Origin of the sequence: Luteimonas sp. MC1895, assembly GCF_016457215.1 — a bacterium.
Taxonomy (GTDB): Bacteria; Pseudomonadota; Gammaproteobacteria; order Xanthomonadales; family Xanthomonadaceae; genus Luteimonas.
In genome coordinates this window covers 23,573-36,577 of sequence record NZ_JAEMDY010000001.1, presented here as the reverse complement: position 1 = coordinate 36,577, position 13,005 = coordinate 23,573, and the positions used below count along the sequence as shown (strand labels likewise).

The window sequence follows — 13,005 nt, the reverse complement described above, 5'->3', positions numbered from 1 at the left end:
AGCGTCGGCATCCGGGTCGACAACGCGTGGCGGCGCGCAACGGGGTCGGAATCAGCGCAGCGGCCTGCTTCGAAACAGAAGCGGCCAGGCGCATGGCCTGGCCGCTCGCCAACCGGACGGGTTCGGCCTACTCCGACGCGGGCTCGACGGTCTCGACACCGCCGTCGGCGTCGTCCGCTTCCGCACCGTCGAGGTCCTCGTCGTCGCCGATCGAACCGTCGACGCGCTCGATCGCCTGCAGGCGCTCGCCCTCGCCGAGGCGGATCAGCGTCACGCCCTGGGTGTTGCGGCTGACCACCGAGACCTCGGCGGCACGGGTCCGCACCAGGGTGCCGCCGTCGGAGATCAGCAGCACCTCGTCCTCGCGGCTGAGCAGCACGGCGGCGACCAGCGCACCGTTGCGTTCGGTGGTCTGGATGCCGATCACGCCCTGGGTGCCACGGCCCTTGCGCGGGTATTCCGCCAGGCGCGTGCGCTTGCCGTAGCCATTCACGGTCGCGGTCAGCACATAGGCGTCGGGCTCACCGGCACGCTCGGCCTCGGCCTGCTCGACGCCGTCGATGGCCAGGGCCTCGTCCTCGCCCTCGAACTCCTCGGCGCTGTCGGCCGGATCGGCCACGATCAGGCTGACCACCGACTCGCCATCGGCCAGGCGGATGCCGCGCACGCCGGTCGCGGTGCGGCCCATGGCGCGCACCGCCGACTCGTCGAAGCGCACCGCCTTGCCGTTGCTCGCAAACAGCAGGATGTCGCGGCCGCCGTCGGTCAGCTCGGCGCCGACCAGGGCATCGCCGTCCTCGAGGTTGATCGCGATCTTGCCGCGCGCCAGGCGGAACGCGAACTCCGTCAGCGGGGTCTTCTTGACCGTGCCGCGGCGGGTGGCGAAGAACACGTACTGGTCCTCGCGGTACTCGCGCACCGGCTGGACGGCCTGCACCTTCTCGCCTTCCTCCAGCGGGATCCAGTTCACCAGCGGGCGGCCGCGCGCGTTCGCGCCGGCTTCCGGCAGCTGGTGCACCGGCAGCCAGAACACGCGGCCCAGGCTGGTGAAGGCCAGCAGCGTGTCATGGGTGTTCACCAGCCACAACTGGGCGATGGAGTCCTCGTCGCGGGTGGCCGCCGCGTTGCGGCCACGCCCGCCGCGCTTCTGCGCGCGATAGGCGCTGACCGGCTGGCGCTTGGCGTAGCCCGCCTGCGAGACGGTCACCACCACGTCCTCTGGCTCGATCAGGTCGAGGATGTCGAGGTCTTCCTCGCTGGCGCGGATCTCGCTGCGGCGCGCGTCGCCGAACTCTTCCTTGACGTTGCGCAGCTCGGTGCGGATCACCTCCAGCAGCACGTCCGGATCCTCGAGGATCTCGATCAGGCCGCGGATGGTCTCGAGCAGCAGCTTGTACTCCTCGGTGAGCTTCTCCTGCTCCAGCCCGGTCAGGCGGTGCAGGCGCATCTCCAGGATCTGCTGCGCCTGGACCTCGGTCAGCTGGTAGCCGTCGCCCAGCAGGCCGACGCCCTGCGGCAGGTCCTCGGGACGCGAGGCCTCGGCACCGACGGCCCCCAGCAGCGCACCGACCAGGCCGGGCTGCCACAGCCGGGCCAGCATCCGCTCCTTGGCGACCTGCGGATTGTCGGAGGTCTTGATCAGCTCGATCATCTCGTCGATGTTGGCGAGCGCGACCGTCAGGCCCTCGAGGATGTGGGCGCGGTTGCGCGCCTTGCGCAGCTCGAAGATGGTCCTGCGCGTGACCACCTCTCGGCGGTGGCGCACGAAGGCCTCGAGGAAGTCCTTGAGGTTCAATAGCCGCGGGCGGCCATCGACCAGCGCCACCATGTTGATGCCGAACACCGACTCCATCTGGGTCTGCTGGTACAGGTTGTTCAGCACCACCTCGGCGGAATCGCCGCGCTTGATCTCGATGTAGATGCGCATGCCGTCCTTGTCGGACTCGTCGCGCAGCTCGCTGATGCCCTCGAGCTTCTTCTCCTTCACCAGGTCGGCGATCTTCTCGATCATCCGCGCCTTGTTCACCTGGTAGGGGATCTCGGTGACGATGATCGACTCGCGGCCGTTGTCGGCGATCTCGATGTCGGCCTTGGCGCGCATGCGCACGCGGCCACGGCCGGTGCGGTAGCCGAGGTGGATGCCGGCCACGCCGTTGATGATGCCGCCGGTGGGGAAGTCCGGACCCGGGATGTATTCCATCAGGCCGTCGATGTCGATTTCGGGGTTGTCGATCAGCGCGATCAGCGCGTCGATCACCTCGCCCAGGTTGTGCGGCGGGATGTTGGTGGCCATGCCCACCGCGATGCCGGCTGAGCCGTTGACCAGCAGGTTCGGGAACCGGGTCGGCATGACCGTCGGCTCCAGCTCCTTCTCGTCGTAGTTGGGCTGGAAATCGACGGTTTCCTTGTCGATGTCGGCCATCAGCTCGTGCGCGAGGCGCGACATGCGCGCCTCGGTGTAACGCATGGCCGCCGCGGAGTCGCCGTCGATCGAGCCGAAGTTGCCCTGGCCGTCGACCAGCATGTAGCGCAGCGAGAACGGCTGCGCCATGCGCACCAGGGTGTCGTACACCGACTGGTCGCCGTGCGGATGGTATTTACCGATCACGTCACCGACGATGCGCGCCGACTTGTAGTACGGCTTGTTGCTGTGGGCGCCGAGCTCGGTCATGGCGAACAGCACGCGCCGGTGCACCGGCTTCAGTCCGTCGCGGACGTCGGGAAGCGCGCGCCCGACGATCACGCTCATGGCGTAATCGAGGTAGCTGCGGCGCATCTCGTCCTCGAGATTGACCGGGATGATTTCCTTGGCGAGCTCGGCCATCGTGACCCTTTGAGAGTATTTCGGGAATCCGCCACGGGCAGGCGCGCGGAGGGCGCGCGAAAGGCCGGACGGAAGCAGTTGATTCTATCACATCGCGGCCATTCACGCGGGGCCGATCCTGCTTCAAATCAAGCACTTGCGGGTGGTTTGCGGGTGCGCTCCGGGGAGGGTTTCCGCTGCGGGAGGGGGTTGCCGGGGGGCGTGCTCCGCCCGGCCTCAGACATCCATGTCCGAAGGCCGGGGCGTGGGCCATCCATGGCCCACTCTCCGCACGCCCCCCGGCAACCCCCTCCCGCCCGACCGTTGTCGGTTTCGTGTGCGCAGGGTCGACTCGTACGCACGAGCGTGGCACCGACGGGACGGACCGAAGGCCGCGATGTCCGGGCTTGCGCCCTCGAAGCCGAGGTCCCCGATCTCGCGGCGCGGGGCGCTGCAAGGGGGGTACGGACAGCGCACACGGATGTGCGCGGTAGGCACTTCAGCCATGGATGGCTGATGTGCCGGTCCGTACCCCCCTTGCAGCGCCCCGCTCCCTCCCGGATCCGAGGCCCTTGGAGCGCGACTGCGAGGCGCGACAGCGAGCCACCACGCCATGACGATCCGTGCGACGTCGTCACGACCGGCGCGGTCAGGGCACGGCGCCTGGCCTGTGCATCACCGACCGAACAGCGCCTGCATGGCCCCGGTGTCAGGCCGTTCGACGATTCCTTTCTCGGTCACGATCGCGTCGATCAGTTCGGCGGGCGTCACGTCGAACACCGGGTTCCAGGCCTGCACGCCCTCGGCCACCGTGCGGCTGCCGCCGGCAGCCAGCAGCTCGGCGGGATCGCGCTCCTCGATTTCGATCAGGTCGCCCGAGGGCGTGTGCATGTCAACGGTCGAGGACGGCGCCACCACCATGAACCTCACCCCGTGGTGGCGCGCGGCGATGGCGAGCTGGTAGGTGCCGATCTTGTTGGCGACGTCGCCGTTGGCGCAGATGCGGTCGGCGCCGACCACCACCCACTGCACCCCGCCGCCCTTCATCAGGTGCGATGCGGCGGCATCGGCGATCAGCGTGGCCTCGATGCCGTCCTGCTGCAGCTCCCACACGGTCAGCCGCGCGCCCTGGTTCCAGGGCCGCGTCTCGCCGGCGTAGACGCGCTCGACCCTGCCCTGCGCCACGCCGGCGCGGATCACGCCCAGCGCGGTGCCGAAGCCGGCGGTCGCCAGCGAGCCGGTATTGCAGTGGGTGAGCACGCCGCTGCCGGCGTCGATCAGCGACGCACCGAGCACGCCCATCGCATGGTTGGCGGCCAGGTCCTCGGTCTCGATCGCGCGCGCCTCGGCCTCGAGGGCGCCGCGCCAGTCGGTGCCCTCGCCCGCCTGCGCACGCAGCAGCGCGGCGCGCATCCGCGCCAGCGCCCAGGCCAGGTTGACCGCGGTGGGCCGCGCGGCGTTGAGCCGCTGCAGGGCGGGCTCGAGGCGTTGGGCCGCCTGCGCCGCGTCGCCGGCCTCGATCGCGCGCGCGGCGAGTACCGTGCCCCACGCGGCGGCGATGCCGATGGCGGGCGCGCCGCGGACCGCCAGTGCATGGATCGCCGCGGCGACGGCGTCGCTGTCGCGGCAGGTCACGTATTCGGTCGCGAAGGGCAGCCTGCGCTGGTCGAGCAGTTCCAGTGCCTCGCCGGTCCAGCGGATGGGGCGGATGCGGTCGTAGCGGGCGTAATCGATGGCGGTCTCCATCGGCGCAGTTTACCGGGCCGTCGCGGCGCCAAGGTCGGGCCGCGATGCTTCGGCCGCGGCGCCAAGGTCGGGGCGACGATGCGTCGGCCGCGGCGACGTGGCCCTCAGGCCTGCGCGAACCCGTACGCCAGCACGTCGGCGATGGCGCCGGTGTCGAGCATCGTCATCAAGAGGCGGTCGATGCCGAGCGCGACGCCGGCGCTTGCGGGCAGCCCCGCGGCAAGCGCGGCCAATAGCGCCGCGTCGACCGGCGGACGCACGTCGCCGCGCGCCCCGCGCACGGCGTGGTCGCGCGCGAAGCGGGCGCGCTGCTCGTCCGCGTCGGTGAGCTCGTGGTAGCCGTTGGCCAGCTCGAGCGGGCCGAGGTAGAGCTCGAAGCGCTCGGCAACGTCCACGTCGCCGCGGCGTACGACCCTGGCCAGCGCGCACTGCGAGGCCGGATAGTCATGCATCGCCAGCAGCTGGCCCGCCGGGAACGCCGGCTGGATGTGATGGGTCATCAGCAGGTCCAGCCAGTCGTCGCGGGTCAGGCCCTCCGGATCGACTTCGCCGCGGAACGCCGCCTGCAGTTCGGCCAGGGATGCGGTCATCGGATCGAGGTCGAGCGCTTCGCGATAGACCTCGCGGAACGAGGCCTTGCGCAGGCTCGCCTCCCGTCCGACCAGGGCTAGCGCGGCGCGCACTAGCTTCGCGGTCTCGTCGATCAGCGGCTCCAGCGTCCAGCCCACGCGATACCACTCGAGCATGGTGAACTCGGGGTTGTGGCGGCCACCGGCTTCGCCGTCGCGGAACACGCGGCCCAGCTCGTAGCAGTCACCGATGCCTTCGGCGAGCAGGCGCTTCATCGGGTACTCCGCCGACGTGCGCAGCCAGCGCGTGCGCGGCGCACCGTCGGTGCGGCCGCCGAACTCGACGGTGAACGAGGCGATGTTGGGATCGGTGTTGCCGGCGCGCGACATCACCGGGGTCTCGACCTCCAGCACGCCGCGGGCGTCGAAGAAGTCGCGCACCAGGCGATTCAGGCGCGCGCGCAGGCGCAGGGCGTCGTGGTTCACGCGTCCACCGGCGCGAGCGCGATGCCGAGGATGTCGCGATCGTCGTCGCGGAAGCCGGCGCGCAGGTACAGCGCCTTCGCGCGCGGGTTGTGGCGGTTGACTTCCAGGCGCGCGACTTCGGCGCCGTGCCGGCGCACCCAGTCGCACGCGCTGGCCAGCAGCGCGCCGCCCAGCCCGCGGCGCACGCGGGCTTCATCGAGCGGGATCCGGTCCTCGGCGTAGAAACGACGCAGCATGTCGAGCAGTGCGGACAGGTCTTCCGGCCCTGCGCTGCGCAGCGACAGCGGTGCATCCAGTCGGCTCATGCCTGTGCCCCCAGGAAGGCCAGCAGCCGCGCCTCGTCCCAGACCTCGACGCCGAGCTCGGTCGCCTTGGCCAGCTTCGAGCCGGCCTCGGCGCCGGCGACGACGAAGCCGGTCTTCTTCGACACGCTGCCCGACACCTTGGCGCCGAGCGCCTCGAGCTTCTGCTTCGCCTCGTCGCGGCCCATCGACTCCAGCGTGCCGGTCAGCACCACGGTCACGCCTTCCAGCGGTCCGGCCGCCGCGGTGTCCTCGGGCAGCGCGCCCAGCAGCTCGGCCTGCATCGCGGCGGCGGCCAGCAGCAGGCGCGCGTTGGCATCATCGGACAGCCACTCGGCCACGGCGCTCGCCGCTTCGTCAGGCAGGCCCGCGATCACGAGGTTGTGGCGCTCCTGGTCAAGCAGCGTGGCGGCGTCCGGGAACGCGTCGGCCAGCTGCTTCGCGCGCAGCGGCGTGAGCCGCGCGATGCCCAGATCAGCCAGCAGCGTCTGCAGGTCGAGGCCTTCGCGCAGCTTCGGCGAAGGCGCCCGGGTGTCTGCGATATGCACGCCCGCGGCCAGCAGCCCGTCGATTACCGCCTGGTTTCCGGGCTGGTCCAGGAAGTGTCCGAGCGCGCGCGCCACTTCGTCGCCGATGTCGGGCACGCGCTTGAACAGCGGCCACGGCGTGCGGCGGATGCGGTCGAGATCGCCGAACCAGGCGGCCAGCGCCTTGGCGGTGCTCTCGCCCACGTGCTCGATGCCGAGCGCGAACAGGAAGCGCTCGAGCGTGGTCTCGCGGCTGCGCGCGATGGCGTCCACGAGGTTTTCCGCCCACCTGGTCGCGACCTTCCCCGACTTCACCGTCTCCGGCGTGGTGCCATCGCGTTCGTCCGCGCGACGGCGCATCTCGACGAACTCGTCCACGCCCAGGCCGTACAGGTCGGCGATGCTGGTCGCGTAATCGAAGTCCACCAGCGCCTGGATCAGGCGCTCGCCCAGGCCGTCGATGTCCATCGCGCGGCGCGAGGCGAAGTGGAACAGGCCCTGCACGCGCTGCGCCGGGCAGACGAGCTCGCCGCTGCAGCGCGCCACCACCTCGCCCTCCTCGCGCACGATCTCCGAGCCGCAGACCGGGCATTGCCCCGGCATGCGCCAGGCGCTCGTGCCCTCGGGGCGCCGCTCCAGGATCACCCGCAGCACTTCGGGAATGACGTCGCCCGCGCGGCGCACGATCACCGTGTCGCCCACGCGCACGTCCAGGCGCGCGACCTGGTCGGCGTTGTGCAGCGTCGCGCGGGTGACGGTCACGCCGCCCACGTGCACCGGGCGCATCAGCACCCAGGGTGTGACCGCGCCGGTGCGGCCGACGTTGACCTCGATCGCCTCGACGACGGTCGACTCTTCCTGCGCGGGGAACTTGTGCGCGATCGCCCAGCGCGGCGCGCGCGAGACGAAGCCGAGGTCCACCTGCAGCTCGTGGCTGTCGAGCTTGTAGACCACGCCGTCGATGTCGTAGGGCAGCCCGTCGCGCGCCTCGCCGATGCGGCGGTAGTAGTCGAGCACGCCCGCCAGGCCCGTGGCGCACTCCACCAGCGGCGACACCGGCAGGCCGAGCCCGCGCAACCAGGCCAGCACGCCGGAGTGCGTGGCCGGGACGCGCGTACCCTCGACCTCCCCCAGCGCATAGGCGAAGAACGCCAGCGGCCGCTTCGCGGTGATGGCGGGGTCGAGCTGGCGCAGCGAACCGGCGGCGCCGTTGCGCGGATTCGCCAGCGGCTTGGCACCGTGCGCCAGTGCCCACTGGTTGTAGGCCTCGAAGCCCGCGCGCGGCATGTAGACCTCGCCGCGCACCTCGAGCACCTCCGGGATACCCGGGCCACCCGCCTCGCCGCCCGTGTCCCGCAGGCGCAGCGGAATCGCCTTCAGCGTGCGCAGGTTGGCGGTGACGTCCTCGCCCGCCGCGCCGTCGCCACGGGTCGCCCCGCGCACGAACAGCCCGTCCTCGTAGCGCAGGCTGATCGCCAGCCCGTCGAACTTCGGCTCCACCGAGAACACCGGCGCATCCAGGCCCGTCTCGCGCACGATGCGCGCCACGAACTCCGCGACTTCCCCGTCGCTGAAGGCATTGCCCAGCGAGAGCATCGGCACCGCATGGCGGACCTCGGCGAACCGTCCCGAGGGCGCGCCGCCCACGCGCAGCGTCGGCGAATCCGGGGTCTGCAGCGACGGATCGGCGGCCTCGATCTCCGCAAGCTTGCGCAGCAGCCGGTCGTACTCCACGTCCGGCAGCGCCGGATCGTCGAGCACGTGATAGCGATGGTCGGCGTCGTCGATCAGGCGGCGCAGTTCGGCGGCGCGCTGCTGGGGGGTCTGGGCCATGCGGGGATTGTCCCGCGAATCCGCGGAAGCGGCCACACGGGCAGTTCGCCGCCTGTTGCAGGAGCCGCCATCGCGGCGATTCCGCTGCGCTTTTGTGGGAGCCGCCATGGCGGCGATCGGGGGCGCCGGAACGTCCCAATCGCGGCTGCAGCCGCTCCTACAGGATCACGAGGGGATCACCAGTCGGGACTGCGCGTGATCGGCACGTCCTGCTCGCGGTCGTAGGTGCGCAGTTCCTCGCGCAGGTGCGAGATCCGCTGGCGGCCGAGCGCGTTGCGGTGCTCGTCCAGCAGCACACCGTCAAGCAGGTCGGCCATGCGCTCGGCCGTGGGCAGCATCGCGTCCCAGGCTTCGAGCGCCGGTACCGGGGCCGGCAGGGTCAGGAAGAAGGCGATCGCCGGCGTCTCCAGCGACTGGATCCCCTCCATCTCGAAGCTGCCCGGCTTGCGGATGTTCGCCACGCTGAACACGGGCCCGCGCTCCGGATGGCCGTTGACCAGGCGATGGAAGACGTTGAGGTGGCCATAGGTCAGCCCCGCCTTCTCGGCCGCGACCACGATGTCCGGGCCACGCAGCACGTTGCCGGCGCGCGCGGCGATGTAGAGGGTCACGATCTTGTCGAACTCGTCGCTGACGCGGCGACCGTACTGGCTGACCGTGGCGCCGGCGGTGCCGCCGACGGCGCCGTCGAGCAGTTCCATCTCGGCCTGCACGGTGTCCTCGCCGGCGGGCGCGGCGCCCTCGCCCAGCTCGCGCTCGAGCTGCGCGCCAAGCGTCGGCTCCATCCGCTCGTCGCGCGGCGCGGGTGCGCTCCTGGACGGCACGCGGCGGCCCTGCGGGCTGCGCGGTCGCGTGCCGAAGTACCAGATGGCCGCGAACAGCAGGACGCCCACGACCAGGATCCCGATCCGCAGCAGCCAGGTGTCAGTCATCGTGCTCTCCGTCTTGAAAGGTGCTTGAAGCTCAGGCGGCGCCGGCCAGGCGCGCGGCTTCCGCGAGGTCCACCGACACCAGCCGGCTGACGCCGGGCTCGCGCATGGTAACGCCCGACAGCTGCCTCGCGGCTTCCATCGTCGCCTTGTTGTGGGTCACGAACAGGAACTGCACCTTCTCGCTCATCTCGGTGACCATCGCGCTGAAGCGGCCGACGTTGGCCTCGTCCAGCGGCGCGTCGACCTCGTCGAGCAGGCAGAACGGCGCCGGGTTGAGCTGGAAGATCGCGAACACCAGCGCCACCGCGGTCATCGCCTTCTCGCCGCCCGACAGCAGCGAGATGTTGGACACGCGCTTGCCCGGCGGGCGCGCCATGATCGCCACGCCGGTGTCGAGCAGGTCCTCGCCGGTGAGTTCGAGATAGGCATGGCCACCTCCGAACAGGCGCGGATAGATTTCCTGCACGCCGGAGTTGACGCGGTCGAAGGTATCCTTGAAGCGGCCGCGGGTTTCGCGGTCGATCTTGCGGATCGCGTCCTCCAGCGTCTCCAGCGCCGAGTTGAGGTCGGCATCCTGGCTGTCGAGATAGTCCTTGCGCTGCGCGGCCTCGGCGTGCTCCTGGATCGCGGCCAGGTTGACCGGCTCCAGGCGGCGAAGCTTGGCGTCGAAGTCGGCGACCATGCGCCCCCAGGCGCCGGCTTCGGCGTCGTCGGCCAGGCCGGCGACCACCTCGTCCAGCACGAAGCCGGCCTCGACCACCGCGGCGCCCAGCTGTTCGGCGTGGATCACCAGCGCCTGCTGGTCGAGCCTGCGCTGGGCGATGGCCTCGCGCTGGGCGATGGCCTGCTCGTCGCGCTGGTGGCGCACCTGCTCGCGCTCGCGCAGCGCGGCATCGATGCCGTCCAGCGTGCTGCGCGCCCCGGACAGCGCCTGCTCGGCGTGCACGCGCTGGGCCAGCGCCGCCTGGCGCTGGCGCTCGAGATCGTCGACGGGGCTGTCGCCGGCCGCCAGCTGGGTGGTGATCTCGCCCAGGCGGGTGTCGAGCTGGCCGCGCTGGCCGCCCATGCGCTGCAGCGACTGGCGCAGCCCGTGGGCCTGCGTGCGCTGGGTTTCCAGCTGCAGCGCCAGCGCGTGCGCCTGCTCGCGTGATTCGCGCGCCGCGGCGCGGGTCTGGTCGCGCGCGGTGGCATGGCGGATGCGCTCGGCCTCGAGGGCGCGCCGCGTCTCCTCCAGTTCGGCCATCCGCGACACCGCGTCCTCCAGGCGTCCACGCGCCTCACGCGCCTGGTCGCCGCTGCCGGCCAGCGATTCACCCAGCTGCGCGAGCTCGGCGTCGATGCGCTCGATGCGGTTGCGCGCCGCGTCCAGGCGGCCCTGCTGCCCCTGGAGTCGGCCCGCGAGCTCGGACACGCTGCGATGCGCCTGGTAGAGCTGGCGCTGCACATCCTCGCGGGCCTGCTCGGCGGCGAGCAGGCGCTCGCGGCCGCTGGCCATCGCCTCTTCGAGCTCCGCCTCGCGCGCCTGCAGCTGCTCGATGCGCTCGCGCAGACCCTGGATCTCGCGCTCGCGCAGCAGCGCGCCCTGGCGCGCGGCGCCGGAGCGCAGCACGCGAAGCCAGCCGGCGCCGAGGCGCTCGCCGTCGCGGGTGATCACCGAATCGCCGGGCTCGAGCCCTGCCTGCAGCGCGCGCGCCTCGGCCAGCGAGTCGGCCACGTGCAGGCGTGCCAGCAGGCGGCGGATCGCCAGCGGACCGCGCACGCGCGAGGCGAGCGAAGTCGGCGCGAACGCGTCCTGTCCGGTTTCGGACGACACCAGCGCGATGCGCCCGTCGCCCAGGTCGGCCAGCGCTTCGACCAGTGCTTCCGGGCTGTCCACCAGCACGCCTTCGATCATCTGGCCGAGCGCACCCTCGACCGCGTTCTCCCAGCCCGCCTCGACCTCCAGCGCCTCGCCGACGCGGGTCGAGGAATCCAGGTCGTGCTGGCGCAGCCAGGCCATCGCCGCGCCCTGCTCCTGGCCCAGGGCCGCATGCTGCAGGGTCTCCAGCGAGGACAGCCGGCCGCGGGCCTCCTGGGCCTGCTTGCGGACGTCGGAGATCTCCTGCTGCGCGGCGCGCTGCTGGTCCTGCAGCTCGAGCGCGGCCTGCTTGCGCGCGTCCAGGTTCTCGTTGAGTCCTTCCAGCGCGATCTTCTGCGCCTCGTGTTCCTCGGCCACGCCGGCGAAGGCCTCGGCCAGCGCATCGAGATCGAGCGCGGAACGCTCGCCCGACAGGGCCTCGCGGCGGCGGCCGGACTCCAGCGACTGACGGTCGAGATAGTCGACCCGGGTGCGCTCGACGTCGGCCCCGCGCGCGGCTTCGCCGGCCTCGCGGCTGTGCGCGTCCCAGCGTTCCTGCCAGTCGGCCAGCGCGGCCTCGGCGTCGCGCAGCGCGTCCTGGCGGACCTCGTCGCTTTCGCGCAGGGCTTCCAGCGCGGGTTCGGCCTCGGCGATCGATTCCTCCAGGATCGCCAGCCGCTCCTCGTCGCCGCCGATATGCAGGGCCAGCTCGGCGATCGCGTCCTCGGCCTCTTCGCGCGCGCGAACCAGGCGCTGCGACAGCTCCTGCTGGTGGGCGATCTGCTGCTCGATGCGCGCCAGCGTGCCGCCGACCTCGTAGCCGGCCGCCTGGGCGCGGCCGAGCGCCTCAATGGCCTCCTCGCGGCGCACGCGGCCTTCCTCGAGCTCGCGCTCGGCCTCGCGCTGCTCGGCGATCAGCTGCTGCAACCGGGTCTCTTCCTGTGCAAGGCCTTCGCGCAGGCGCGACAGGCGGGTGTCCAGGGCGCGGAACTCCAGCGCCTTCCACTCGGCGTCGCGCACCCGGCGCTCGGCCTGGATGGCGGTGTACTGCTCGGCCTGGCGGGCCTGGCGCGCGAGGTGGGTCAGCTGCTTGCCGACCTCCTCGCGCAGGTCGCCGAGGCGGTCGAGGTTCTCGCGGGTGTGGCGGATCCGGGTCTCGGTTTCCTTGCGCCGCTCCTTGTACTTGGAGATACCGGCGGCCTCTTCCAGGTACACGCGCAGCTCTTCGGGCTTGGCTTCGATGATCTGGCTGATCATCCCCTGCTCGATGATCGAGTAGCTGCGCGGGCCGAGGCCGGTGCCGAGGAACAGGTCGGTGATGTCGCGGCGGCGGCACTTGGCGCCGTTGAGGTAGTAGCTGCTCTGGCCGTCGCGCGAGACCAGGCGCTTGACCGAGATCTCGTTGAAGGCCGCGAACTCGCCGGTGATGGTGTGGTCGCTGTTGTCGAAGATCAGCTCGACGGTCGCCTGCGACACCGGCTTGCGCGCCGTCGAGCCGGAGAAGATCACGTCGGTCAGCGAGTCGCCCCTGAGGCGGCTGGCCGAACTCTCGCCCATCACCCAGCGCACCGCGTCGATGATGTTCGACTTGCCGCACCCGTTCGGACCCACCACGCCGGTCATGTTGGTCGGCAGGTGCAGGGTGGTCGGGTCGACGAAGGACTTGAATCCGGAGAGCTTGATCGTGGACAGGCGCATGCGGCGGTCGGTGGCCTCGGCGGCGCACGGGCAGGCCGTGGCGCGGTCGGTGACGGGATTGGTGCGTGAATGCGGCCCGGCGGGCCGGCATCGCCGCAGTATAGCGGCAGGCGTGGGGCCCGGCCCCGGCCCGCCCGGCCGCGGCAAGTCCCGATCCGCGGAGGGCCGGAGCCCCGATGCCGCCCGCCCTCCGGCGCGCCCAGCATCGCGGCATGGACACCCTGCCAACGGCCCGCATGCAGGTTCCCGGCACACCCCGGACCGGGCTTCGC

Annotated in this window: 7 protein-coding genes; all 7 read right to left on the bottom strand. The window is 71.5% G+C overall.

From position 1 onward, the window contains the following. Nucleotides 1-127: 127 nt before the first annotated feature. Nucleotides 128-2,824, bottom strand: coding sequence for a DNA gyrase subunit A (gene gyrA / locus JG616_RS00130; RefSeq protein ID WP_199391314.1), 2,697 nt, complete (start codon nucleotides 2,822-2,824; stop codon nucleotides 128-130). A gap of 654 nt (nucleotides 2,825-3,478) precedes the next feature. Further along, on the bottom strand, nucleotides 3,479-4,549 hold the full coding sequence (gene mtnA / locus JG616_RS00125; RefSeq protein WP_199391313.1) for an S-methyl-5-thioribose-1-phosphate isomerase: 1,071 nt from the start codon (nucleotides 4,547-4,549) through the stop codon (nucleotides 3,479-3,481). Nucleotides 4,550-4,653: 104 nt separating this feature from the next. Further along, a complete protein-coding gene (gene epmA / locus JG616_RS00120) occupies nucleotides 4,654-5,604 on the bottom strand; it encodes an EF-P lysine aminoacylase EpmA (protein ID WP_199391312.1) in 951 nt (316 codons plus the stop codon). Then, nucleotides 5,601-5,909 carry a GNAT family N-acetyltransferase gene (locus JG616_RS00115; RefSeq protein ID WP_199391311.1) on the bottom strand — a complete coding sequence of 103 codons (309 nt, stop codon included), beginning with the start codon at nucleotides 5,907-5,909 and terminating at the stop codon, nucleotides 5,601-5,603. Before JG616_RS00115 ends, epmA begins: the two co-directional genes overlap by 4 nt. After that, nucleotides 5,906-8,266 (bottom strand): NAD-dependent DNA ligase LigA, encoded by a 2,361-nt coding sequence (gene ligA, locus JG616_RS00110; protein ID WP_199391310.1) that lies wholly within the window; start codon nucleotides 8,264-8,266, stop codon nucleotides 5,906-5,908. The genes JG616_RS00115 and ligA overlap by 4 nt, the downstream gene beginning before the upstream one ends. Nucleotides 8,267-8,442: 176 nt before the next feature. Further along, nucleotides 8,443-9,198 (bottom strand): cell division protein ZipA, encoded by a 756-nt coding sequence (gene zipA, locus JG616_RS00105; protein WP_199361948.1) that lies wholly within the window; start codon nucleotides 9,196-9,198, stop codon nucleotides 8,443-8,445. A 31-nt stretch (nucleotides 9,199-9,229) separates the two neighbouring features. Next, nucleotides 9,230-12,733, bottom strand: coding sequence for a chromosome segregation protein SMC (smc, locus tag JG616_RS00100; RefSeq protein ID WP_199391309.1), 3,504 nt, complete (start codon nucleotides 12,731-12,733; stop codon nucleotides 9,230-9,232). Nucleotides 12,734-13,005: the final 272 nt, after the last annotated feature.

Excerpts from the sequence above, each read along its gene's own strand:
- gyrA (WP_199391314.1), bottom strand. The coding sequence starts at position 2,824 with ATGGCCGAGCTCGCCAAGGAAATCATCCCGGTCAATCTCGAGGACGAG.
- mtnA (WP_199391313.1), bottom strand. The coding sequence starts at position 4,549 with ATGGAGACCGCCATCGATTACGCCCGCTACGACCGCATCCGCCCCATC.
- JG616_RS00115 (WP_199391311.1), bottom strand. The coding sequence starts at position 5,909 with ATGAGCCGACTGGATGCACCGCTGTCGCTGCGCAGCGCAGGGCCGGAA.
- ligA (WP_199391310.1), bottom strand. The coding sequence starts at position 8,266 with ATGGCCCAGACCCCCCAGCAGCGCGCCGCCGAACTGCGCCGCCTGATC.
- zipA (WP_199361948.1), bottom strand. The coding sequence starts at position 9,198 with ATGACTGACACCTGGCTGCTGCGGATCGGGATCCTGGTCGTGGGCGTC.
- smc (WP_199391309.1), bottom strand. The coding sequence starts at position 12,733 with ATGCGCCTGTCCACGATCAAGCTCTCCGGATTCAAGTCCTTCGTCGAC.